The following is a 23,639-nucleotide window of genomic DNA, read 5'->3' as shown; positions in this document are numbered from 1 at the left end:
CACTCGGCATCAGTCACGCGGCCGGCTTGCGTGGTGTGGACCTGAGGCGACCGGCGGTGAACGCGGCCTCCAGCTGCGCCCTGACCGTTTCGGATGCTTCGTCGATCCGGATCGTGTCCAGCAGGTCACGGGTGAGCTCTTCGGCGCCTGTGCGGATGGCCTTGTAGCATCCGCGGGTGATCAGCGTGATGAACGAGCCGATGTGGCCGCCGGTGCGCGCGAACAGGTAGTCGCCCAGGCCGGTGAGCATCCCCGGGCGTGCGGCACCGAGCACGAGTTGCCGCTCGGTGGACTTGAGCAGGCTGTGCCACTGGCGCCTGCCGGACTCGTCGGTCACGGTGAACGGCGGCAGCTCCAGCCGCGTCCACCGCCGGGCGGTCTGCGCCATGACCGCGCTGTCGCCGGTCAGACCCTCGGCGAACAACCGGCGTTCGGACAGCCCGACGCCGGCGAACAGGAACGTCACGGGCAGCTCGTTGGCTAGCCACTTGAGGTGGTTGGCGACCTCGATCCCGTCGCGGCGGTGCGGGTCGACGAAGTGCAGGTCATCGATCACCCCGACCCGGGTGTCGCAGGACAGCACGCAGTCCACCGCCCAGCTGGCCAGCTGGGCGGCGCTGGCACGTTCGGTACCGGGGTGCCCGTAGAACTCGCAGATCATCCGGTTCAGCGTGCGCAGCGTGGTCCGCGACGTCAGCCCGACCCGGAACACGGGAAGGCGTTCGTGGCCCTCGTCGGTGACCGGTCCGTGCCGACGCCGCTGGGCGCGGTCGACGTCCCGGGCGAACGTGTTCGCGATCGTGGTCTTGCCCAGGCCCGGCAACGCGTCGATGACCGCTGCGCCGCGGACCCGGTCGGGGTCTTGCCGGTTGGTTTCCACGATCTGGTCCAGCTCGTCGTGGATCGCGGCCAACTGCGGGGTCTTGATCGTGCCGAAGTTCGCATGCCAGTCGGCCCGGGCATCGTCGTAATCCTCCCGGGCATCCTGACTCAGCCGCCTGATCTGCAGTTTGCTCAACGGCTCGGGCCGTACTCGCGCGGGAGCGTCGGTCCACCGCCGCCAGCCTTCCTTGCGCGAGAGCGTGTAGAGGCCGCTCACGGGAGCACCTCGAACGCGTCCTCGTAGTAGTCCTCGTCCGTCGCCTCGTCCAGATCGTCGCCGTCGTCGTCCTCGCCGACCACAACAGGGGCGTCGATCGGCGCACCTGCGTCGTGGTCTGCTGCGGGCGCGTCGCTGCTGGTGACGTCACCGGGAAGCGGGAGCGCGGCGTACTCGGCCGACAGACGCACGGCCAGGTGTCGTTCTCGCCGGTCGGTGACCAGCCCGCGCTTCCACCGCCCAAGCAGACTTGCCAACGCCTGGGCGGTGTCGAGTCGGTCCGCGGTGGCCAGGCGGCGGGCGTATGCGGCCGCGTCGGCGGAGAACGGGGCCTCCAGCAGCGGGCTGTGCTCCCAGTCCAGCCGGTGCCAGGTGTCGTCGTGCGGGTCCTGGAACCAGGCGTGGCGCACGTCGTCGGGGTTGACCCGGATCGGCCACTTGCCCGCCAACGCGCCGCCGTAGGGGCTGGCCGCATTGCGGTATCCGTCCAGAGCGAGCCCGTTGTAACGCAGCCCGCCCACCTCCACCCCGTAGTGCTGGATGGTCCGGGCCATCACCGGCAGGAAGTCCAACGCCAGATCGGGACTCGACGGGATCCGGAGCACTCCGGCGGTAGCGACCCCGGCGGCGAACATCTCGGCCGGGGACAGCCTCACGTACGGCACCTGCGCCACCGTCAGCCCGTCATGCTTGGCCAGGTGGTAGACCCCTGCCACCCACTCCCGGATCACGTCCTCCAGCTCGTTCAGGAACAAGAACGTCTCGTCCTGCACCCGCTGTCCCCGTGAGTGCACATCAGGTCCCTTGTAGGCGGGCAGATGCTGGATCAGGCCCCCACGCAGGGTGCGGAAGAACCGCTCGACCGTCGGCTTGTCGGTCGGCTTGTGCGGCTGCGCGGGCTGGATCGAGATCCCCAACCGGGTGCACACGGAGATCACGTGCGTCGACAAGAACACCTTGCCGTGATCCACGACCAGGGTCTCCGGAGCGCAGACCGGCCCCGTCAACGCCGGCCCGTCCTCGTCGAAGACGACGTAGGCCGGGACCCCGTGGTAGGGCCAGGTCGCCTCCTTGGGCCACGACGGTGGTGCCGCCCGGCCTGCCACCGCCTCGTAGAGGACGCCGGCGACGTCGACCGCTTTCGTGGACACCGCGGTGACCCGCAGACCCACGATGCATCTCGTGAACAGGTCCTGCGCCACGGTGAGCTGGGCACGCACCCACCGGCCCGTCACTGGCTCCATCGCGAACACATCCAGATCCTGGGTATCGAGCACCACGTACTCACCCGGCCGGGTCGCCCGCAGTCTGCCGTAGACGCCGGTGGGCCGGTCGGCGATCGAACGGCGGGCCTTCGCACTGCCCGCGACCGCGTTCGTGCCCTTGGCCAGCTCGCCCAGGCGGCGGTACGCGGTCGCGCGTGACGGCTCCGGGACCACGCCCTGTCCGTGCTCATCCAGCAGCCGGGCCGACACGCGGGCCAGCAACGCCGCCCGGCTCGGTGTCGAGTCGCTCACCATCTCGGCCATCACCGTGCGGGCCGCGTCATCCCAGCGTGGATCGACCCTGCTGCCTCGGCCGCGGATCACCCGGGCATCGACGAGACCGGCCTCGCTGTCGCGACGATACGCGGCGACCCACCTCTCCACCGTCCTGGTTGTGACCGACAGCTCGGCGGCCTTGGCTCCGATCCGCTCCTGCAGCGAGGACCCGTCACCGGCCAGCACTTGCCGAACGTGTCCGGCGCGCTGGGAGACCTGCTCGCGCTGCAGCCTGGACAGCCCGGCCAGGGTCGTTCCCACGCTGACGGGCCCGACCGTCCCGCTTGAGGGGTCCGCCGCGGCGACGCAGCCGGCTACCAAGCGCCCCAGAGTCACCGACGTGAACTGGCCCGTGCGCTCGTTACGGATCACCGCCGCCGCACCGTCCAGCTCCATCATCTGCACCAGGTCACCGTCGAACACCACCTGTGCGCCGACCCGCAGGTCGATCACGTTCCCACTCTGTCCGCCCATCAGCCGATCCCCGTCTGCGTCCGCCAGACCGGCGAGCCGGTTCCCAATGGCAGCGACAGGTCGGTCGCCAGCACGCCCGCCCACAGCAGATGCAACAGCAGCGGCCGAACTCGCTGCGGTGGTCCGGCGGGCTCGGCGGCGCGTTCAACCCCGCCCAGGGTGGACTGCTCGCCGACCAGGTCCACTACCTCATCGCTGAGCCGATGATCGATGACGCTCCGGCGCCGGTACCCCGCCAGGAACCGGACGTTCTCCAGCAGCACCGGGTCGGTCCCTGACCAGGACTCGAACGCCCAGCCGCGCCCACCGACCGCTGCCGCCGTCCAGTCGAAGACCTCAACCACCTTCGGGTCCGACAGTCGGTGGGCCGGCTTCACATCGACCACCGTCACGCCGTCGTCGGCGTGCGACAGCAGCAGGTCAGGGACGTGGCTGCGTTCCCGGCCACCGACCTGTCCTCGCATCAGGAACGGCTGCGCGACGATGCCATGCACGCCCGGATCGAAGTCGGCCAGCAAGATTCGCGCCAGCTCCAGGCGGCTCTCGTAGACGACCATCGCGCCCGTCGTGGACGACCAGTACCAGCCCGAGTAGAACGTGCGGCCCTTGTACCAGCGGAACTGCCGAACCGGCCCCGCCGCCACCAGCTCCGCCACAGCGACCCGACCCAGGCTGGTCTCGACCCGCTCCCCGTTTGCCGCGCAGTACGTCAGCTGCAGCGAGTCAAATCGATCGGAGGCCATCGACACGCCTACGATCATCCTCAGCAGGTCCTCCCGCCACCTGCAGCCACGCCGCAGATTCTCAACGAAATGTCGGAAATGACAACTACTCCGACAAATCACTGAGAAACCGACAGGTTGGATGAGAACCTACAGCGGCCTGGTCGAGATGGGCCGCCCGGTGGGTCTGAAGCCACGGTTCCGGGTCGATGGCGGGCCGGTCGAATCCTCCGGGGCGGAGTTCGAGGTGGAGGTGGGGGCCGGTGGATCTGCCGGTGCTGCCGACGGCGGCCACATGCTGCCCGGCGACCACCCGGTCCCCGGCGGACACCCGTATCGTGCCGTCGACCAGGTGTGCGTAGGCCGAGGCGATCAGTTCGCCGTCGATGGTGTGCTCGATGACGAGCAGGTTCCCCGCGAGCGGGTCGGGTCCGGCGTAGGTGACCACGCCGGCTGCCAGTGCCAGTACTGGCGTGCCTTCGGGGGCTGCGTAGTCGACTCCGGCGTGCAGGGCATGCTCGCCGGTGACCGGATGGACCCGGTATCCGAACCCTGACGTCCTCGTCCCCGTGCCTTCGGGGAGTGGGAACACCACCTGCTCAGCGGCTGCTGCACCATGTCTTGCGGCCTGGCCGTTGCCTCCACGAGCTGGCTTCGCGCGCCGAGCAGAGGGGTCGCGAGCCTCATCGCCCTCCGCAGCGACGGTGAGCCACCCGCTCGGCCCATCGCTCACGGACGTGTCAGGACCGCCGACGGGCTCCGGTTTGGCTGTGAGAGCGTCGACGACGGTTTCGGCCACGGGTTCGAACGTGGCGTACCGGTCGGGGAAGGCGGAGACTTCCACGGCCTGAGCGGCGACACCCTTGGGCAGCGCCTGCCAGTCGGGGATGTCCAGGAGGCCGCGTGGTGAGCCGTGGTTCGGACCGGTCGTACCGCCGAAGAAGGCGCGGGCCTGGTACTCGGGATTCATGAGCTGGGCGACCGTTCCCCAGCCAGCGGCGGGTCGCATCTGGAACAGCCCGAGGGAATCGTGGTCGGACCCGTCGCCGTCGTGCGGGTAGGACGCTGAGTCCGGGTAGGCGGTCGCGTTGGCCAGCATCCGCAGCCGAGATTCGGTTAGCGCCGCCATGACCGCCACGATCACGCCGTCCCGACCCACCCCGTCGGTCCGGGCACCGACGGCCACGATCGTGGCCGCGTGCCCCATCTGGGTCGCCTCGAGCTCGACCACGGTTCCATCCGAAGTCCGGGCACTCAGCCCGTCCGGAACCTCCCCGAGGGCGATGTCCCCCTGCGGGGCACAGGCGTACTGGCTCCAGACCGCGTAGCCGGTCAGCAGCGTGGCGGGTCCGAACAGGACGGCCAAGACGCCGGCGAGGATCACGTACCGCATCCCGTTCTCCTGTTCCTCAGTGCAGTAGCTGTCCGGGTGCAGACAGGCGCAGCAGACGACAGGAATCGAAAGCGGGCTCGCACGCGAGAAACATGGTCAGCGCGACGTCGTGCTGCCGGGCCACCGGCTCGCCTTCCCAGAAGCCGGCGCGGTGGAGCGCGCCCGTCACGGTGCGCGCCGTGATCCCTGGGGCCATCGATCCTTCGGGCGCGGCTGCCACCGCCTCGGACCACTGCGCGGGCACAATCACCTCACGGATCTCGGCCCACTGCCGGGTCTCGAACTCGCGCAACTGCGCCCACGTGGCGTCGTCGGGCAGCCATGTACGCAGGTCTGTCAGGAGCCCGGGTGTCTCGGCTCCGGTCGGGTCAGCGACGTCGAGGAGCCGCAGGGTCAGGTCCGGTCGTTCGTCCACGGCGGTGGTGTCCCAGCTGAGTAGTACCTGAGCGACGGCGGCGGCGAACTCGTCCGGATCGCTCGTGTTCAGCTCCGCCGTGTCCGTGGGCTCTGGCCGGTGAGGGGCAGGGGTAGGGATGTCGGCCGACGGCGCCGGACTCGAGGACGAGCGAGGCGCCGGGGAGTGCTCCGTTGCCGACGGCGACGTCAAGCGCGCGATGATGAGCCCGGCGGCGACGAGGCCGATGAGGGCGAGCACGGCGACGAGCAGTCGGCGTCGTCTCAACAGCGTGGCGATCGTGGTTCGCATGGTCCTCACTCCTTCCCGGCATCCCGGGCTGCGGCGGCGGCCCGGTCGCGCACCGCGCGGGCAGTGGTGGCGAACGCGTCGGTGTGAGCAAGAACGCGTTCGAAGGTCTCCCAGGCGTCCTCGTCGATGCCGTGGGCGACGTCGGCCGGGTCGTAGTGCTCCCACCAGCCGTCCATCCCCTCCCACAGCAGGACCCAGGCCCGCAGCGAATGCCGACGGCCCGGCCGCGCCGCCTCCGGCCTATCGGCTTCGGCTTCGTCTTCGGCTTCGGTGGGAGGGGTCGCTTGCCCGTTGGTGACGCGGTCGACGGCGGCGGCCACGACGTCTGCCACGTCCTCGGTGGTGACTGGCTCGACGGCCTGGGCGGCGGGGTCGGTGGCCGCGAGCTCGGCCTTGACCTGGTCGTACAGGCTGAACACCGACTCGCCACGTTTGATCCGCGCCAACGCATCGGTGGCCATCGCGCGGATCCGGTCCGGGCGGGCGGCGTCCTTGGCAATGTCCTGCAGAGCGTTGACCCGTTCCAGGCGCGTGTACGACTTCCTGCCCGTCACGAGCCGGGCCGCCTGGTCCCGGGAACGTCGTCGCTGGTCGGACGGTGGTGCCAAATTGGCACCACCGCGGGTGTCCGGATCGTCCCCGTCGCTTCCCGGTTCGGTGACGGGCGGCGTGGCTGTGCCCGATGGGTTGTTCTGGGCCTGGAACTGGGTGGCTTGTTGGCGGCGGGCGGCGTCCTCGGCCAGGAGCTGCTTGACCTCCCGGTACAGCGATGCTGCTTCGACGTCGTCCAGGGGCTTGCGCAGGGCCTCTTCGTCGCGTTCGGCCAGGACTCCGTGCAGGCGGTCGGAGATGCCTTGCCGGACCCACACGCGCACCGTCGCCCAGCCCAGCCGGCGGATCGCCTCCAGCCGGCGCCATCCGCACACCAGGACGCCGTCGGGCGTGACGGTGATCGGCTGCAGCATCCCCAACTGGTCAATCGACCCCGCCAGTTCGTCGATGTCGCCCAGGTCGCGGCGGTGCCGGGCACCGACCACGATCGCATCGACCGCCATGTCCAGGCGCAGGTAGCCGGCCTTCTCATCCAGGCTCCGGGCCGCTTGCTCAGGCACAGCGCACCCCCAGCCTCGTGACCGTGGCGACCTGGGGGCAGGTGGCCAGCAGCGCGCGCACGAGGCGGTCATCGGCCATGAGCTGACTGACGCGGTCCCCGCGAATCAGGCGCTGCAGGAGACCATCGCGCACCGCGTAGGTCGGATGGTGCGCGTGGCCGAGGACGACCGAGCACAGCGCCGTCCATCGCCGCTGGGTGATGTCGAACCTACCCTGCGGCGTCTTGTCGCGCCGCAGGCTCTCGAACGCACGCGCCGTGTCGCCGGCGTCGGCCAGGCGCTCCCAGATGTACTCCAGGCACGCCCGCGCCGCGGGCTCGTCCCAGCCGAGCTGGACCAGGATCGCGGTCGCGTTCTCCAGCGCGATCCGGGTCTCGCGCGGGGCGACGTCGCCCGGACGGGCTGCGCTGGTGGCAGGTTCGGCGTCGACCGTGTCCAGCCAGGCCGGGTCGACGGCGATGGTGTCCACCGAGCGGGCCCCGTCCATCTCGTACTCGCTGAACCGCGTCGCCTCGTGCAGGTCCGAGGTCAGCAGACGACGAGCCCGGGACTGGTCGCACAGCAGCCCGTCGGCGCGGTCCTCGGCCATCAGCCTGAGCTTCACGCCACGGGTGACCGACCCCCATGGGTCGTCGGCCTCGACCGTCGCCCGGGCACGAAGCACCTCGAACGCCGCGACCGCAGCATCCTCCGGGGTCTGCCGGTACTTGCGCGCCAGGTGCCCGTACTTGTCCATGCAGTACCGCATCAGGTCGGCGACCTCGTCGTCGTGCACCCAGACCTTCTCCTCGGCACCGTCGTCCTTGTCGTCCGCGTCTTTCTTGCCGTCCGTGTCGTTCTTGCGGTCCAGGGCCTCTTGCTGGTCCATGTGCAGGCGCAGGAGCAGCCGGCGCAAGCCGTGCGGTGTCCGGAAGTCCAGCACGCCGCTTTCGGACTCGGGGGAGTCGGCCGGGCTGGTCGTGGCGGCCGTGGTGAGGGTGTTCATGGCAGGTCGATTCCTTCCGGGTCGGCAGACGGGTCGGTGACCGCATCCGAGGTGCTGAACGGGTCGAGCTCGACGGCTGTGCGTTCCTCGCGGGCGGCGGCTCTCTGGTCGTGCTTCGTACGTGCCCACTCCGCGGCCTTGAACGGCAGTCGCGGCAGCGCACGCATCGCCTGGTCGTGGGCCCGGACCGCACGGGTCACGAATTTCCTGCTCGTGACCTGGGCCGGCAGATCGCGAGCGCGCACCCACGTCAGGCGGCCCGGGTCGCGGCCATCGTCAGGCTTTGTGGAGTTGTCCTCACGGCGAGACGGATCGTCGAATGCCATCGGGTCAGGGCCCTCGGGAGGACTTATGGGCTGTTGCGGGGGTTCGTAGCGCGGGCCGTGCTCGCGCGGGAGACGTTGCATCAGATGCTCACCACCTCATCGCTCGGATGACTCTCGTCGTCACCGGGATCGGACAGAGACAGATCCGACGCGTCACCGGAGGCGCCGTCGGGGTACGGGGAGTGCAGGCTCGGGTCGCGGGGCTGCGTTCGCCGGTATGCGGACTGCACGGTCCGGACCACTTCTCGCTCGCCCAGCCCGGCTTGGACGGCGGCCGATCCGACCGAGCCGAGGGTGGAGTGGTAGTCGAAATCGGCCTCGACCATCCGGCACGACGCCCAGAACAACCCCGCGTTCCGACCACCCTCACGCCGGGTCGCGACCCAGTCAGCCAGACGGTCAGGATCCGCACTGGCCTCCGACGGCACAGGGGAGCTCCTGCGGGCGGGCGGAGCTGTGGGGCGCGGATCCAGGAACTGGCGCAACTGGGCAGCATCCACAGGCGCGGGCGCCTCACGAGAGGTCACGGCCACGCGATACGTGCCCAAGCGACCGTCGTCATCGACGACGAGTGACGGCGGCACCACCACGTACCCGCCGTCACCGCGGAAGTCGACATGAACCCCAGGGCACTGCCACGACCGCTGCTCCGAGTCCGGGGCATGCGGAAAGTACAAGTGCATCCCGCCGCTGGGGGTAGCAACCGCGAGACTCCACCCGGGGATCAGACCTTCGTCGCGTGCTCGACGGGCGGCAGGGAAGCCGCTCCCGTCGGCGTGGACGTCGATGTCCACCACGTCGATCCCAGAGGTGGCGCCAGTGGGGATCGCGACGTTCGCCGTCGGCCAACGACGCCACCACCACGCCACCCGATCCGGGTCCGTCGACGCGTCACGGAAGCCATGGGTCGTTACCGGCCGCTTGGTCGTGGGCACGCACGGGAACACCGGCACACCCGCGTCAGCCAGTCCGCGAGCGGCCTCACCCGTCGTCCTGGAGGAGGCGGCACGATGCACAACGGCCAGCGGCCGCAGGTCGAGGCGAGACGTGATGTCCATGCCCCGACCATGAAGCTGACAGTTACCTCGCGAGGTCCCCCATCGCCATGTCCCCCACGGTGGGGGACATGGCTTCAGCGCAGGTCAAAGTGTGTCCCCCAACTTCTCGTGGGCCTGGCCCCTCACGCCTCTCCCCGGAGCCACGCGGTCAGAATGCTGCCGAGCCAGTAGAGGGCAGGCGCGACAAGCACAATGGATGCAGTCACCTCGGCTGCGAGCCGCAACGAGCCACGTGCGGTCCACCGACCACCCACTTCGTAGGCCCGTGGGTCGATGTCGCCGCTCGCGGCACGAAGGAGAGAACCGCGGATCAGGTCATGGATCTCGTCGATCGCGGTCTCCGTCAGGTGACCGCCAAGAAGGTCCATGACACGCTGTTCCCTCCACGCGACATCGACACCGTTCCTGCGGCCTTCGCGACTCCACCGGCGCGTAAGCTGGATGGCTTGCTCCTTGCGGAAGAGCCGGCTCGTGACGGGATGCTTCAACCAGCGCAGGATCTTCGCCCCCGCGTCGCCGAACGCGTGGGACCGGTCCAGGAGGCACTTCAGCCAGTAGGCGAGCAGCGGGCCCACGAAAGCGAACAGGTAGAGGCCCAAGCCGGCGGCGACGGTTGAAGCCGTGACGGTTTCGGGGAGGTCCCGCGTTCCGCTCGTACGGCGGACGAAGACGGCCGTTGCAAGCAGAGTGCCAAAGACGGCGCCAGCGATCATGAAGTTTCGATAGGGCATGGGCGCGACCCAGCGGGCCAAACGCGTCAACTCGCGAGTCTGCAGTCCACTGATTTGATCTTCGGTGAACTCAAGCAATTCGAGCGTTCGCGTTGTGCGTCGCCGCCATCCGTCCCTACGTGGCAATTTCACCGTGCCCCGCGCCACAGTTGTCTCGGCCTGGACGTGACTGTCTCGTCCGGTGCCATATGGTGCTCATTCCGAGGGCTCGTTGTCGACGCGAACAGGTGCCTGTAGATACCGGGCGACACGCCGAGTCCAGTTGAGAGCGGGTCCGCGATCGGTCAGAAGCACGAGTCCGACGTGTAGGAGGGCGACACCTGTCAGCAGGGTCGCAACTGCCCCCAACAGGCTCTCCTCAACCAGGCCCGCGGTTCCAACTAGCATTGCGCCACTCGCCAGCAGCATCACCATGCCGGGCAGTCGCTTCCGGTGGACACCGGGCAGCGTAGAGACGCCCGCAAGCAGGATCGCGACGCCGCCCAGGAGGACTGAGCTAGCCAACAGCAGGCGCCCGTATGACAGGAACGTGCCACTGATCGTCAGAATCGCGACTCCGGCCAGCAGATACCCGATGCTGGCCAGCAGCCTTCGATCGGTCTGAAGTCCGATCCCAGCGAGCAAGATTGAACCACCGACTAGCACTAGCGCGACGCCACGTAGCAGTTGACCCACGTCCCCCGACAGGTTCCAGACGACCAGGAACACAGCGCCGCCCGGCAGCGCTGCGAGGCTGCTGATCAGGATTGCACCTCGGAGCAGCAGCTTCCGGCCAGCCCTACCAAGGATCGCGGCTCCGACCAGTAGAACCGCGACCCCCAGGAGCAGGTTTGTTGCCCTGGATAACGGGAACACGTCGGTTCGTACGTTCGGGTTGACGTCGGGCGTAGGTTCCCCGTCGATGCCGAGCAGCAGTATCGCGACGCCGAACAGCAGGAATGTGAGGGACACGATGGTGCCATCGAGGGCTGGGCGAGGGGTAGTACGGTCCGTAGGCTGATGGTCGCCGCGACGGTGAGACAAGCTGCCGTGAAGAAGGTGAGCCAGAATCTATCCTGCTGACTGGCCCATACGGTGAGCGCGAAGTAGATCACGAGGAGTGCGGCGGTTGCGCCCCAGGCCACCCATAGCTTCCACCGGGCGTCGCGGAGCCGGTCGCGATGGAACGCCGCGTCAGCTCGGGCGACGATCGTGACACCGAGCAGTGCCATGACTGGGGCAAGTAGGCGTAGAAGAGTGGACGAGCCGAACTCGGCCGCCACGGTCGCGGTCGCGAGCCCTGCCAAGTACAGGAAGAGCCCGGCAACCGACGACCCCGATGTCGCCCTAGTCCCTGGGTCCGCCGATGCAGGGGGCCCCGAGCTCGAGGCTGGGACGTCGGCCATGTCGATACCGTAGTGGCTCGGCCCTGATCACCTGTAATTCCCTCGGACTGCCGGGCCGGGTGGCCCGAGTGCAGTAGGAACCTAGCGGCCGACCGCTGCACTTAAAGGCTGCAGCGTGGCGGGCCATACGCTCCTTGGCGCTGCTGCCGCGCATGGTCGCCTGCACGAGCGAGTACCCCCTAACGCCCCGAGCTTTACTCCATGGCGTCCCACGTGCCCCGTCTGCGACTCAGCGCCTGGCTGGTGCGCGCGGGTAGGTCGGTGCCAGCAAGTCCGTGGTGTTCCCAGCCTTCGATGTCGTCGCGGACGATCCGTTCGGCGGCGTCGGTATGTCCGAGTGTGTTCTCGAGGTTGGCGAGGTCGAGCCGGAGTATCTCGTCTTCGGGAACAGCCGTGAGGCCGACGTTGCAGGCGTGGCGTGCGAGGTCGTGGTCGCCGTCGTGTATGGCCTGCAGATAGACGGTGTGGGCGATGTCGGTGATGGCGTGGGTGAGGGTGAGGTCGTGGCGTTCGCCGTCGAGGAGCCATGACCAGCCGTGGGTGCGGAGCATGTCGTAGGGACGGCCGCGGACGAGGCGGAGTGCAGTGTGGAGGTCGGTGATTCCGTCGGCTCCGCGGGCGTGTGCGCGCTTGCGCAGGCGGAGCAGGAGGTCGGCGTCGACCAGGAGGTCGTGGATCTGGTAGCCGGTGTTCCCGGTGTCGCGGTAGGTGTCCCCCTGGCGGGCTGAGGGGACACGGGGCTGCCCGGTACGGGGGTTGTTACCGAGCCATTTGCGCAGGTCGCCGATGTCCTTGCGGATGCGTGATGGAGTAATGCCGAGGGCATCGGAGAGTCGTTCGGTGGCGGTGCCGTGGGGGTGGTGCCACAGGTAGGTGGCGTATTCGATCAGGCGCGCCTTGTGGCGGGCGGCGTCCTCCGTCACGCCGCCGGCGACGTGCAGAGCGACCGGTCCCAGGAGCATGAGGCGTGGGCGGATGATCCGGCCACCGAGCCACTCGTCGACGTCGTCGTTCAGCTGCGGATCGCTCCCGGCCATGGTCTCGGCGGTATTGGACGCCACGATGGGAGCGATGCGGTCGAGCTCCTCGGCATCGGTCACCCCGGTGGCCTCGTACTCAGCGCCGGGCGCGGGCAGGATCGACCGAGGACCAGCGGGCTCGTCAGGGGTCTCGGGCCGAGGTTCGACGACGGCGGGCGCAGGGGCACCGGCGACGTCGGTGACCGGAGGGCCGTCGGCGGCCTCCCCGACAGGCATGGGTACGTCCTCGAACGTCTTCTGTGTGAGCGAGGCGATGGCGGTGGCGGCGGCAAGTTCGGCTTCGGTCAGGCCGGTCGAGGTCAGGTCGAGGCCGAGCGGGGCGTACCGTACGCGCCCAGCGGTGACGTGGGCGACGGTGTCGCCCGGATCGGGGGTGGCACCGATCGTGATGACCACCCCGCCGGGCCGTCCGGGATGCTCCCCAAGGGCCGTGGCGAGGCTGGCGATCGCGGGTGTTGATGCGGCTCTACCGGTGGCGATCACGGCGTGGAATTCCTCGCGGTCGTCACCGGTGGCGTCGTAGTGCCACTGGACGTTCTCGGTGATCTGGTCGATCCATGTCCGATCGGCAGGATCGTGGGAGTGGAGGGTGGCGTCGAAGCCGAGGTTCGTCGGTGCGTGGTCGAAGCCGACCAGGTGACACGCGAGGTTCTGAGTCCAGGGGTTGACGGCGAGTTCGGCCGCGATCGCGCGTGCGAGGTCGGTGGCCTGGTCGGGATCACCGGTCACGAGCAGGTGGCGGGTGCGCTCAAGGTCCAGGAGCCAGAGGTGTCCGGCTTCGTCCTGCCCGAGTGTGGCCAGCATTGGGTAGGGGCGGTAGCCGGGCAGGTGGTGCGGTAGATCGTCGGCCGTGGCCAGGGACGTGGTCCAGCGGGTGTTCTGGCCGGTCCAGGGCTCGGGGAGGTCGACGGGCTCGGCGAAATGCAGGATCGCGTCGGCCTCCGTGAGTTCGACAGCGGTCAGTGGCGGGCGGGGCGTGGTGGTGTCTTCGGTGACTCCGGCCAGGGCGAGCAGTAGCCGGTCGAGGCGTTCGACGTCGGGCAGGACTGGCGCGCCCGAGGCGCGCAGGGTGTGCTCGACCGGGAGCGGTGTGGACAGGCCGGGCTGGATAGCTCGGCCGGGACGCCGGTAACGGAGCTGGAGGGCGCGTTTGCGTCGCAGAGAGAGCCATAGCCCGGCGGCCAGGATCGCGCCAGCACCGGTCAGCCCGGGCACGAGCGCACCCGGAACGTCGAGCTCGGACTCCTCTTCTGCTGCGTCGCGAGCACCACGCTGCGCCGGCTCGGTCTCAGGCCCGCTGGTGTCGGCCGGAGTGCGGTCCGGGGCTGTTGTGTGCGGCTTGCTCCAGGGCGTGTCCGGCGCGGTGTTCGACGGACCCGCTTGGTCAGCGGGGGCATCCTCGGCGGGTTGCCTGATCTCGACGGGGCTCGAGGTGCGATCGGTCTTGGGCGAGTCGCTCGGAGGCTCGTAGGAGGTGGGTTCGACGCCGCCGTCGGGCGCGGGGATGGTCAGCGTCCAACCGGGTTCGATGTGGTCGGGGTCGGTGAGCCGGCGGCCGTCTGGCTGCGTGGTGTTCTTGGAGGCGGCGACGATGTCTGGGTAGCGGTTCGGGTCGCCGAGCATATCGCGGGCGATCCCGGTGAGGGTGTCGCCGTGCTGGACGGTGTAGGTCTTGATGTCCGGCTGGGCCGGGGGACTGGGCTCGGTCGGGGTGGGGATCTGGAGCCGGGTGCCGGGCAGGATGAAGTCGGGCTGGCCGAGCCGGTTCTGGTTGAGGTCGAAGATCTCGCGCCAGCGGGTTCCGTCGCTCCAGAGCCGGTCGGCGATCTTCCAGAGGCTGTCGCCGCGAGCTACGACGTACTCGTTCGTCGACGACGGCGTGCTGGTGTCGGTGGCCGTCTCGGCGTTGCCACCGGCGTCGGTTCCGTCGAGAGCTGCCGCGTCACCGGTCGCCGTCGCATCGATCGGGGATGTAGAGGCGGCGAAGGTTGCCATGGTGGGGGCGGCTGCGGCCTGTGATGCGGTGAGGGCACCGGCGCCGACCGCCCAGGCCGCTCCGAGCGCGCGAGCGGCGAAGCCCTGCGGCAGTGCGGGGATCCTGGGTGCGCGGACGTTCCGTAGTCGGGCGACGGCTTCGATGCCGACGGCGGCGGTGAGCCAGGCCCAGACCGCCCAGCCGGTCACGATCATGGCCATCAGTAGCAGCGTCCCGTCGTCCGGGCTGGTCACCAGGAGCTCGAAGGAGGTCCACGTCAGATCGCCGAGCCAGAACAGGCGGCCGACGGCGACCAGGAGGACGGGCACGCCGGCCACCAGCGCGAGGAGCCCTGCGGCAGCCAGCAGCCCACCGAGCCGGTGATGGGTGCTCGGGGCGGCGTATTCAGTGGTGGTCATCTCTCGCTTCCTCCCACGGATCGCACCAGGCGTACGTCGGCGGTCGCTGTCGCGGTGAGTGTGTCGATGCCAAGGATGCTGAGCAGGACCGGCTCGTATGTCTCTGTGACAGTGACGCTGACTGTCGCCGGGCCGGTGACGGTGGCGTGCCCGTCGGCGCCTGCCGCCCTCAGGTAACCGTCAGCGGCCGTGAGGGCTGCGGACGGGTCGAGGGCGAGCTCATCGCCTCCGGCGGCGGTTGCGGCGATGGCTTGTCCGCCGGTGCGGGCTGCTTGGGCGGCGAGGTCGTAGGCGCGTTGGTGTGCGGTGGCTTGCCCGCCGAGGTCGACGGCGAGTCCTGCCGAGACGATCAGCACGCCTGAAATCACCACGGTCCAGGCTGAGACCGAGCCGGACTCGCTGTGCCCGGCGTGTGCTTGCGAAGGGAGCGAGGCGACATTTCCTCGCGCCGCACTGCGCGAGGGACGAGCGAGACGTCGGCGGGAGGTGTGGTTCATGGTTTGCTCACCCACTGGTCCACGGGGCTGGTCATGGTGGCGGAAATCGTGTGGTCGGTGACGGCTGGCATGCCGAGGTCGGCCAGCCGCACGACGCAGGTGACCGTGACTGACACGAGTGAGGGCACTCCGGGGGCTTGGGCGACCTGGCTGGTGTCGACGAGCGTGGAGGTCTCGGCGCACTCGAGGTCTTGGCCAGCGAGCGAAGCGGCGGCGGCCGTAGCCGCGTCGTGCTCGGCGGCTGCAGGTGTGCGGGCGATGGAGGCTGCCCGTGCGGCTTCCGCGGCGACGGTCTGGATCGACTGTTCCGCGATTGCCACGCGGGCGCCGAGCGTGACCAGCAGGACCAGCAGCCCGATTGCCGGCAGGAGCACGGCGGCCTCGATCGATGCCGATCCGGCCTCGCAGGCTCGGCACCGTGGGGGAGGGCGTCGCATCATGGGCTGCCTCCCTCGATTCCCGCGAGTTCAGGAGGGATCACGGTGAGCCGCTCGACGGGAACCGTGGAGCTCTGTTCCACGCGTGGCTCCCACCCGGGAATCACGGAGAGCGCGGTTCCCGAGACCGTGACGCTCGCCTCGGCCGCGTCCCGGTCACCGTGCGCCGTGGTGGCGGTGAGTGCGTCGCCGCCGACCGCTTCGAGGTAGGCCCGTGCGGCTGCTTCCCCCGCCGGTGCCGTGCCGGACTCTGCGCCCGCGGCCCGGGCACCTTGAGCAGCAGCGCTCAGCGCGATCGAGCGGGCGTGGTGGATGAGGGCGACTTGGACACCGGCGAAGATCAGGCCGAACAGGACCGGCAAGATGACGACGATCTCGATCGACGTCGACCCCGCCTCGCCCTGCCGCAACCTGGACCGTCGGGGGGCGCGGGAGGTGAGGGTGTGCGGTCGGTCGCTGGTGTACGTGGGGTGCATGTCAGTCGTTGGGGCTGAGGATGCGGCCGGTCTCGGCCTCGACGAACGTGTTCATCGCGGCCAGCACTACGCCGGCGATGACGAGCAGCCCGACGGTGATCGCGACGGCCTCGATCGACACGCCGCCGCGCTCACCCGCCGCGCGGCGCACGGCCTGGTGGACTCGTTCGGCGGCGTGGGTGGAAGCGAGGGTCAGGGTGGCGTACAGAAGAGGAAACATGGAATGGGGTCCTTTCCAGCGATGGGAATTCTCACGGCGGTGGCCTGACAGAACGTCCTCCTCTCCGGTCGGTGATGCGGCGTGGTGTGCGAGTCTTCCCGGGGTTCAGGTGTGTCCCAGGAGCCGCAGGACGGACGGTGCGACGAGCAGGGCCATGAACACGATCACGAGCGCGGAGGCTGGCAGCGACAGGCGCTCCCCGACGGCGTTGGCCGCGGCCAGGTCGTCGTTGATGATCGCGGTGCGCATCGCGGACGAGCGCGCGCGCAGGGACTCGTAGATCGCGGTGGACTCGGTGCCGGACAGGCGCAAGATCCCGGCCAAATCGTTCAGCTCTGGCAGGCCCAGTTCGTCGGCCAGGGCCTCCAGGGCGTCCCACGGCGGCATGCCCGACCAGCGTGAGCGCGCCAGTTCCTCGGCGAGCCGGTCGAACAGCGGCGCGTCCGCGACGGCCGCGGCGTTCTCCATGGCCTGGCGTACCCCGGACCCGCCGGCGCGTTCGAGCGCCACGAGGTCGGCGTAGGCGGTCAGTGCCCGCCGGTACTGTGTCCGGGCGGTCTTGGCGTCCTCGATGGCGTTGTAGTCAGGGATGAAGAACAGCACCCCGGCCAACGCAAGCGACGCGACGGCGGGCACGACGAACGGGAGGTCCAGGCCTAGCACGGTCACGATGGCGACCAGGCTCGGTCCGGCGACCAGGCCCATGAGGACGTAGGCGACCTTCTCCCCGCAGTACCGGGTCAGCGGCGTGCCCAGCAGCGCCAGCTCCCGCCGCGGGGTGCGCGTCCACACGCCGTCGGGGAGCGTGCGCAGCGCCCATGCCCCGGCTCGTTCCAGGCTGCCCGACGGCGTCACCGGCCCGGTCCTGCTCGATGGTCCCGAAGCCCGGGTGGGCCCCACCCTGGCCACCACATCGGCGGCGTCGGGGCGCGCTGGAATCAGCCGCGCCACCACCAGCACCACGCCGAGACCGATCAGCCCGCCGCTCAGCAGCGCCACCTGCAATCCCGTCATGATGCCCCCTGTACTCGTGCCAGGGATCGCGTCACGGCGCCGGGCCGGGACGCCGACACGCTTCCGTGCGGGCGGTCTTCGCTCAGCAGGCGAGGCGGAGGTGTGCCGCGGGCCATGCGGTTCATCCACACCAGGACCGCCACGTACCCGGCCAGCAGCACCACCAGGATCACCTGCCCGAGCGGGGTGCGATATGGGTCGGTGTAGGTGCCGGTGAGGGCCAGGATGGTCAGGACGGCGGCGGAGATGATGGTGGTCCAGCGTGCGGCCGCGCGGGGTTTGGCGCGGTCGGCCTCGACCTGGCGACGACCACGGACCTCGGCGGCGACCGAGTCCGCCAGGGACTCCAGGACCGCGGACAGTCCGGCGCCGCGCCGTCGGGCGGCCAGGAGCAGGTTGGCGGCGATGAGGTCTCCGGTGGCGTCGTCCAGGTCGTCGGCGAACGTACGGATCGCGGCCTCGGCAGGCCAGCGCGCATGCAGTCGGGCCACCAGGCGCCCGACTTCCGGGGCGATGGCTGGGGGAGCGGACCGCTGTGAGGCGACCAGTGCTTGCTCGAGCCCGACCCCCACGGTCAGTACCCCGGCGAGGGACCGGGTCCACTCCGACATCGCTTCCACCCGGGCGATCCGCTCGGCCGCGTCCCGCCCGGACAGCAACGCTGGCACGACCACGCTGGCGGCTGGCCCGGCCAGAATGAGCAGTACCCAACCCGTGATCAGCCACCCCAGGATTCCGGCAACCAGTCCCGCGGCCAGCAGCAGGGCGGTACGACGCGAGATGCGCGGGCGAGATGACCGGCGCCGCCGAAGGCTCGGACCGTCCTGGTCGGCCGGGATACCTCGCACGGCGGCGACGGCGAGCAGGAGTCCGACGGCGAGGAACCCGCCGGCGAGAGTCGCGGCGAGCATCAGCGCGCTCCCTGCGAGCGGGCCACAAATCCGGCCAGGTCGAACCCGTGCCCGACAAGTTCCCGGTACGTGTCCGGCAGCACGGCCGGGAGGGCGGCCCCGTGCTGGTCAGGTGCGAAGACGTGGGTGGTGGCGAATCCGGTGGCGTGCTCGCCCGGGTCGACCGCGACGATCTCGGTGACCTGACGCCGCGGCCCGGTGGCGCCGGGGTCGTAGGACAGGTCGATGTGCACGACCAGGTCGATCGTGGCCGCGAGCTTGGAGGTGGCCAGTTCGTGGGTGACGTGGGAGCCGGCCTCCATGGCGCACGTGGTGAGTTTGCGGATGGCCGCGACCGCGTCGGTGGAGTGGGTCGTGGACAGGGAGCCGGTGCCGGATTCCATTGTTTTGATCATGGCCCAGATCTCCGCGCCGCGGACCTCGCCGACGATCTGCCGGGACAGGCCGTACCGGAAGGACCGGTACAGGGCCTCGTCGATGGTTGACTCCCCGGCCGTACCACCGTCGCTGGTGCGTTCCCCAGACCCGGGGCGACCTTCCCAGGCGATCACGTTGTCGCGCAGCTCGTTCAGGTGCAGTTCGTACTCCGTCTCGAACGTGCCCACATGCTCGGCCGCGCCGATCTCGTGGCACAGGGCGCGCACCAGTGTGGTCTTGCCCGCCCCAGCCGCTCCGGAGACCACGATCGACTTGCGCGCCCGCACGGCAGCGGCCAGGAACGACGATGCGACCGGGGAGAGCATGTCCAGGCCGACCAGATCCTCCAGCGTCACCTTCACGAGCCGGTGACGACGGATGACCACTTGTGGGCGGTGGGTCACCCACGCGCAGGCCGTCAGGCGCGCCCCACCGTCCAGACGCAGGTCAAGGTAGGGATGGGCCTGGCTGAACGGGCGGGCGTTGACCTGGGAACGCGAGGCCACGAACACCAGGAAGTCGATCAGCTCCTGGTCGGAGTCCGCCACCGGCGGCCCGGCCACTTCGCTCCCGTCGGGCAGCTGAAGGATCACCGGTTCACTTCCGGTGATCCGGATGTTCTCCACCTGCTCGAGGTCCACCAGCGGCTGCAGGCGCCCGAGCCGGAACAGGCTGTCGAACACTGCGCCCGCGAGCTCCCGCTGCGCAGGTTGTGGCATGGCCGGGATGCCGGCGGCGGCCTGCTCGGCCAGGTGCGCTTCGATCAAGTCCAGAATGACCGTGCGGCCGAACTCCTCCTGACTCTCCTCCGACATGCCCCTGTCCGCGCCCGCGGCTGCGGACAACCGCCCGGACGCCTGCGTGCGCAACTCGGCCACCAGCGCCCAGTCGACCGATAGAACCGCACGGGACGGCAGTGCCACCCCACCAGACATGACGACCGGACCTGCCGCCTTCTGCCGGCGGCCCACGTCGCCGTCGTCGGACAGGCCAGGGCCGACCCAAGGGTTCCGTCGAACAGCGGGCGCGGCCCGCGGTGTCGTCTCGTGGGATGCCGACTGCAGGAAGTACGGCAGCGAGGCAGGGCTCGCGTCAGAGCTTCCAGCGGAACTGGTCTCGGACGTCGGCCGCTCGCCGGATGTGGTGCGGAGGTCCTCGGCCGTCATCGCGGACCTCCCTGGGCGAACACCTCACGTACGGCCGGCGGTACCAGCCGGGGGCGGCCGAGTACGCGGCGGTCGGCTTCGACACGGTCGATCAGGCCGGCAGCTGCGGCGCGTAGCGAGCGCACGTACGAGCCGTTGGCGAACCGGCGCGGCGGGCGCGCTCCGTCGGAATAGACCGCCGCACCATCGGGATCGCGCGCGATCCCAGCCACGACCGGCAGACCCAGAACCTTCGACACTTCCCGTGCCGGGTACGGATCCCCGGCACCGATCAGCAGCACCCCCTGATGCGGCCACGGCGCCGCCTCGCCCAGGGATCCACCGTCGGCGGCCGTGACCGTGTCGACCCAGCCGCGCGCATGCGCCAGGGCAGGCAGCCTCCCGGTGGTGACCAGCAGTGTCAGGTCCGCCGCCGATAGCAAGCGACGTGGGCCGGGATGGCCGAGGCGGCCGGCGTCCACGATCACGTCCTGCCCCGTCTCCTCGAGGCCCGCGAGCGCGTCGGCCAGTGGCTGCCACAGGTCGCGCAGCGCCGCGGCCTGGGCGTGGGACCGCAGGCCAGCGACGAAGCGCGCTTCGCTCACCGCTGCATCGAGGGCAGGACCCGGTCCGTCCGCGGGCTGCCACAGCGGCTGGGCGACGTCGCGCAGCGCGTCATCCACGGGTAGCGCGGTGAACGCCAGGTCGAGCAGCCCGTGCGTGTACTCGCGTTGTCCCCGGAACCATCCGGCCAGGATGCTGCCCCCGGCGGGATCTGCCTCCACCAGCAGCACCGGCCGAGGCCACAGCAGCGCCAGCCCGACGGCGGTCGTCGTCACCCCCGGGGCACCCGAGGCCGAGCACAGGGCGATGACGCTCATGATGCCTCCCGCGAACCCAGGACGACGGTCGCGGTCCCCGTGGCCAGATCCGTCGCCAGAGCTGTTGCTTCCAGCTCGGGGAGTTCGACGTCGACCACGACACCGGCCTGCCCGGTCGGGTCGGCGTGCACGGCGACCACGCTCGCCTCGTGCAGGGCCGGCTCACCCTCGCCACCGGACGGGGTGACGATCACGCGCACCTCGTCCCCGGGATGCAGGGCAGTGCCCGGCGCGACAGGGGCGGGCAGCACGACGCCGACGACCGCCCGCCCGGCCGACGGCACCAGGTCGCTCGTGACCGCCCCAGGGGCCAGGAGCGATCCGGCCGGGATGCTGACGGCAGCCCGCTGCCCGACGACGTCCTGGAGCTGGCCGGCTGGAATGGTGGCAACCGAGGGGTCGGGGTTGAGACTTGCACGCGTCAAATCGGATGCCGTGATCTGCTCGCCTCGCTCGATCCCCTGGGCCGCCACGAGCACCTGGTCGCTGGTGGACGCCGTCGTCCACGCCACGGCTCCCAGCCCGCCGCCGACGGCGAAGGCGAGGATCGCCGCACCGGTCAGCCAGCGTCGTCGTCGGAGCTTCGGCGGAGGCACAACCGGTACTTGTGGCACCGGAACCGGCGTCGTTCCCTCAGCTGCTGTCGTGGTCATCTGCGCTTCCCCCTGTCAGGCGCGCTGTCATTGCACGAGAAGCTGCGCTTCTCCGATCGTGACCTCGGTCTCGGCGACCAGGCCGTCGAGGGTGAGGGTGCCGGTCTGCCCGGCTCCCTCCCAGTCCACGACCCAGTACGACGTGGCCGTGACAGTGAACGCGCCCCCGGGCAGGCCGCCCGACTCGCGCTGGTAGGTGTGCCCGCAGTCGGGCGACGGCTCCAGGCCGTTCGACGGCGTCCACGGGGTGCCGGGCGAGTGGCAGATGACGGAACTTCCCTCGCCCATCTCCCACTCGATCCGGTCCACGTGCGCCCTGGCCGTCACACTGACCCCGCCCGCTGTCGCGGTCTGCGTGTTCGGGCCGAACGTCGACTCGGCGGGATCAGCGACCCACAGCCACACCGGGACCCCGACGATCCCGACCTCGCCCGGTTCGATGCTGGAACCAATGGTGATCGCTCGAAGACCCATGGCCTCCACGGCGCGTTGCGCCACCTCGGCGGGGGTCGGTCCATCAGCGGCCGCTTCGGGCGGGTTGGCCAGCCAAACGCTGCCGATGTAGCTGCCGGAGGTGTTGTGACAGTCGTAGATCGCGCCGCCCTCGGACGGGTCCCGGCCCTCCCACACAGCATCCGACGCCGGCGGTTGCGGAGCCGCAGGGGCCACGTAGCACTGCCACTGGTTCGACCAGGGCATGCCGTCCAACGAGCAGTCCACGGGCTCGGGGTCCTCGAACCTCGCGTGGTCCGCACCCCTGACGATCGGCTCGTACAAGCACGGGTTCCCCGGCCCGGAGTTCCCAGGACGATCTGCGGCCGGCTCGGCAGACGTACCTGAAGACCCGCCGTCACCTGTGCGTGTACCGCCATCACCGGGCGGGGAACCGGGGTCGAAAGCCGAGATGAGGCATTCGCCCGTGAGCGGATCCAGCTTGAGGCACTTGACGTCGGCCTCAGCAGACGGCGCACTGAGCACGACCACGACGCTCGCCACCAGGGCCACCAGCCCGAGGCTCGGCGTCATTCGGCGGCGCATGGCGTCTTGTCCAGGGTCTCGCTGGACACCACGCGCCAGCCATTCTCCAGGTTGTCGTCCCAGGAGTAGTTGGCGACGTGGTGTCGGTCCCACAAGGTCTCGGGACGGTCGGGGTCTGCGATCGACGCACCGTCCTTGTCCACGACGTCGACGTCGCGGATGTCGATGCACACGTCGACCACGACCGTGGGCACCTTTCCGACCTCCGGGTCGGAGTTGTCCAGGCTGACCGACTGCACGGCCAGGTCCACGACCTGAGTGGTGCCGGTCTGGTGACGCTCGTCCTGGCGCTCGCGCTCGTACAGGCCCCGATAGCCCTTCAGTGTCGCGCCGACGGCGACCTCTTGGAGCCGGTTGAGGGGGACATCGTGGTTCGAGCGGACGACGTCGTTCACGCGGTAGAACTCGCGTACGAGGCTCTCGGCGCTGACGGCCGCGATGTCCATCGTCGAGGTCGGACTCGGCGAGGGCTCGGGGCCTGGCGAAACGGAGTCGGTGGTCTCGGCCGGTGGTGTCGGGTCGGCCGCGCCCGCGTCAGTGCACGCGCCCAGTACGACGACGGACAGCAGCGCTGCTGCGAGACCGGCCTGCCTGCCTCGACGCATCTGGGTCTCCCTTCCTCGCGCGGAGCGGGGGATGCCGCGAGGGCCGCCATCCGTGTGAGGGGCCTTCACCTTTGTGACACCCGTTCGCGTGGCGCGCAAGAGAAATCGTTGCCGGGCTTCGCCGTGCATTCGTGTGTGCATGGCTCTGACAGTGCCAGCCCGATGTCCTCCGTGACGTCCCCCAGGGTGGTGTCCCCCACCCTGTGTAGGGCGCATCGGTGCTGGTGGACTGGTGTCCCCCAACTCGATCGACCGCTTTCTTGGACAATCGTCCATGTATGGCGCTTCGGGTCCCGGATCGTCGCTCTGAGGTGCCTCCGAAAAACTCCTCCAGTCATGACAGGCGCGGACGGTCGGCGCTCGAATGATGAGATTCCTG

General features: G+C 69.9%; 23 protein-coding genes. All 23 read right to left on the bottom strand.

Annotation, left to right across the window (positions count from 1 at the left end; genetic code table 11):
- Positions 1 to 13: 13 nt before the first annotated feature.
- The 23 genes from ACYU96_RS15105 to ACYU96_RS14995 all read right to left on the bottom strand — a co-directional run bounded on the left by ACYU96_RS15105 (position 14) and on the right by ACYU96_RS14995 (position 23,260).
- On the bottom strand, positions 14 to 1,099 hold the full coding sequence (locus ACYU96_RS15105; RefSeq protein WP_460755134.1) for a TniB family NTP-binding protein: 1,086 nt from the start codon (positions 1,097 to 1,099) through the stop codon (positions 14 to 16).
- A complete protein-coding gene (locus ACYU96_RS15100; protein ID WP_460755131.1) occupies positions 1,096 to 3,114 on the bottom strand; it encodes an integrase in 2,019 nt (672 codons plus the stop codon). Before ACYU96_RS15100 ends, ACYU96_RS15105 begins: the two co-directional genes overlap by 4 nt.
- Complete coding sequence (locus ACYU96_RS15095) at positions 3,114 to 3,857, bottom strand: TnsA-like heteromeric transposase endonuclease subunit (RefSeq protein ID WP_460755876.1); 744 nt, start codon at positions 3,855 to 3,857, stop codon at positions 3,114 to 3,116. The genes ACYU96_RS15100 and ACYU96_RS15095 overlap by 1 nt, the downstream gene beginning before the upstream one ends.
- Positions 3,858 to 3,942: 85 nt before the next feature.
- Positions 3,943 to 5,229, bottom strand: a complete 1,287-nt coding sequence (locus ACYU96_RS15090) for a M23 family metallopeptidase (RefSeq protein ID WP_460755128.1) — start codon at positions 5,227 to 5,229, stop codon at positions 3,943 to 3,945.
- A 16-nt stretch (positions 5,230 to 5,245) separates the two neighbouring features.
- Positions 5,246 to 5,935, bottom strand: a complete 690-nt coding sequence (locus tag ACYU96_RS15085) for a hypothetical protein (RefSeq protein WP_460755126.1) — start codon at positions 5,933 to 5,935, stop codon at positions 5,246 to 5,248.
- A 5-nt stretch (positions 5,936 to 5,940) separates the two neighbouring features.
- Positions 5,941 to 7,047: a ParB N-terminal domain-containing protein gene (locus tag ACYU96_RS15080; protein WP_460755123.1), complete on the bottom strand. Its 1,107-nt coding sequence runs from the start codon at positions 7,045 to 7,047 to the stop codon at positions 5,941 to 5,943.
- Positions 7,040 to 8,032, bottom strand: coding sequence for a hypothetical protein (locus ACYU96_RS15075; protein WP_460755120.1), 993 nt, complete (start codon positions 8,030 to 8,032; stop codon positions 7,040 to 7,042). The genes ACYU96_RS15080 and ACYU96_RS15075 overlap by 8 nt, the downstream gene beginning before the upstream one ends.
- Positions 8,029 to 8,232 carry a hypothetical protein gene (locus tag ACYU96_RS15070; protein WP_460755117.1) on the bottom strand — a complete coding sequence of 68 codons (204 nt, stop codon included), beginning with the start codon at positions 8,230 to 8,232 and terminating at the stop codon, positions 8,029 to 8,031. Before ACYU96_RS15070 ends, ACYU96_RS15075 begins: the two co-directional genes overlap by 4 nt.
- 206 nt (positions 8,233 to 8,438) lie before the next feature.
- On the bottom strand, positions 8,439 to 9,416 hold the full coding sequence (locus tag ACYU96_RS15065; RefSeq protein WP_460755115.1) for a bifunctional DNA primase/polymerase: 978 nt from the start codon (positions 9,414 to 9,416) through the stop codon (positions 8,439 to 8,441).
- 122 nt (positions 9,417 to 9,538) lie between these two features.
- Positions 9,539 to 10,225, bottom strand: coding sequence for a hypothetical protein (locus ACYU96_RS15060; RefSeq protein ID WP_460755112.1), 687 nt, complete (start codon positions 10,223 to 10,225; stop codon positions 9,539 to 9,541).
- Positions 10,226 to 10,342: 117 nt separating this feature from the next.
- A complete protein-coding gene (locus ACYU96_RS15055; RefSeq protein WP_460755110.1) occupies positions 10,343 to 11,098 on the bottom strand; it encodes a hypothetical protein in 756 nt (251 codons plus the stop codon).
- A 628-nt stretch (positions 11,099 to 11,726) separates the two neighbouring features.
- Complete coding sequence (locus ACYU96_RS15050; protein WP_460755107.1) at positions 11,727 to 14,966, bottom strand: LysM peptidoglycan-binding domain-containing protein; 3,240 nt, start codon at positions 14,964 to 14,966, stop codon at positions 11,727 to 11,729.
- Positions 14,963 to 15,322, bottom strand: coding sequence for a pilus assembly protein (locus tag ACYU96_RS15045; RefSeq protein ID WP_460755105.1), 360 nt, complete (start codon positions 15,320 to 15,322; stop codon positions 14,963 to 14,965). Before ACYU96_RS15045 ends, ACYU96_RS15050 begins: the two co-directional genes overlap by 4 nt.
- A gap of 137 nt (positions 15,323 to 15,459) precedes the next feature.
- Positions 15,460 to 15,900 (bottom strand): TadE/TadG family type IV pilus assembly protein, encoded by a 441-nt coding sequence (locus ACYU96_RS15040; protein WP_460755873.1) that lies wholly within the window; start codon positions 15,898 to 15,900, stop codon positions 15,460 to 15,462.
- On the bottom strand, positions 15,900 to 16,376 hold the full coding sequence (locus ACYU96_RS15035) for a TadE/TadG family type IV pilus assembly protein (RefSeq protein WP_460755102.1): 477 nt from the start codon (positions 16,374 to 16,376) through the stop codon (positions 15,900 to 15,902). The genes ACYU96_RS15040 and ACYU96_RS15035 overlap by 1 nt, the downstream gene beginning before the upstream one ends.
- A 1-nt stretch (position 16,377) precedes the next feature.
- On the bottom strand, positions 16,378 to 16,596 hold the full coding sequence (locus tag ACYU96_RS15030; protein ID WP_460755099.1) for a hypothetical protein: 219 nt from the start codon (positions 16,594 to 16,596) through the stop codon (positions 16,378 to 16,380).
- A gap of 105 nt (positions 16,597 to 16,701) precedes the next feature.
- Positions 16,702 to 17,610, bottom strand: coding sequence for a type II secretion system F family protein (locus ACYU96_RS15025; protein WP_460755096.1), 909 nt, complete (start codon positions 17,608 to 17,610; stop codon positions 16,702 to 16,704).
- Entirely contained in the window at positions 17,607 to 18,521 is a 915-nt protein-coding gene (locus tag ACYU96_RS15020) for a type II secretion system F family protein (RefSeq protein ID WP_460755093.1), read from the bottom strand. The genes ACYU96_RS15025 and ACYU96_RS15020 overlap by 4 nt, the downstream gene beginning before the upstream one ends.
- Positions 18,521 to 19,753, bottom strand: coding sequence for a CpaF family protein (locus ACYU96_RS15015; RefSeq protein ID WP_460755091.1), 1,233 nt, complete (start codon positions 19,751 to 19,753; stop codon positions 18,521 to 18,523). The genes ACYU96_RS15020 and ACYU96_RS15015 overlap by 1 nt, the downstream gene beginning before the upstream one ends.
- Before the next feature lie 347 nt (positions 19,754 to 20,100).
- Positions 20,101 to 20,964: a hypothetical protein gene (locus ACYU96_RS15010; RefSeq protein WP_460755088.1), complete on the bottom strand. Its 864-nt coding sequence runs from the start codon at positions 20,962 to 20,964 to the stop codon at positions 20,101 to 20,103.
- A complete protein-coding gene (locus ACYU96_RS15005) occupies positions 20,961 to 21,560 on the bottom strand; it encodes an SAF domain-containing protein (protein WP_460755085.1) in 600 nt (199 codons plus the stop codon). The genes ACYU96_RS15010 and ACYU96_RS15005 overlap by 4 nt, the downstream gene beginning before the upstream one ends.
- 84 nt (positions 21,561 to 21,644) lie before the next feature.
- Complete coding sequence (locus tag ACYU96_RS15000; protein WP_460755083.1) at positions 21,645 to 22,394, bottom strand: hypothetical protein; 750 nt, start codon at positions 22,392 to 22,394, stop codon at positions 21,645 to 21,647.
- Between the two features lie 245 nt (positions 22,395 to 22,639).
- Positions 22,640 to 23,260: a hypothetical protein gene (locus ACYU96_RS14995; protein WP_460755080.1), complete on the bottom strand. Its 621-nt coding sequence runs from the start codon at positions 23,258 to 23,260 to the stop codon at positions 22,640 to 22,642.
- Positions 23,261 to 23,639 lie beyond the last annotated feature (379 nt).

Source organism: Myceligenerans cantabricum (assembly GCF_054777735.1).
Note: the sequence above shows the minus strand (reverse complement) of the source record. Positions and strands in the feature narration are given on the sequence as shown.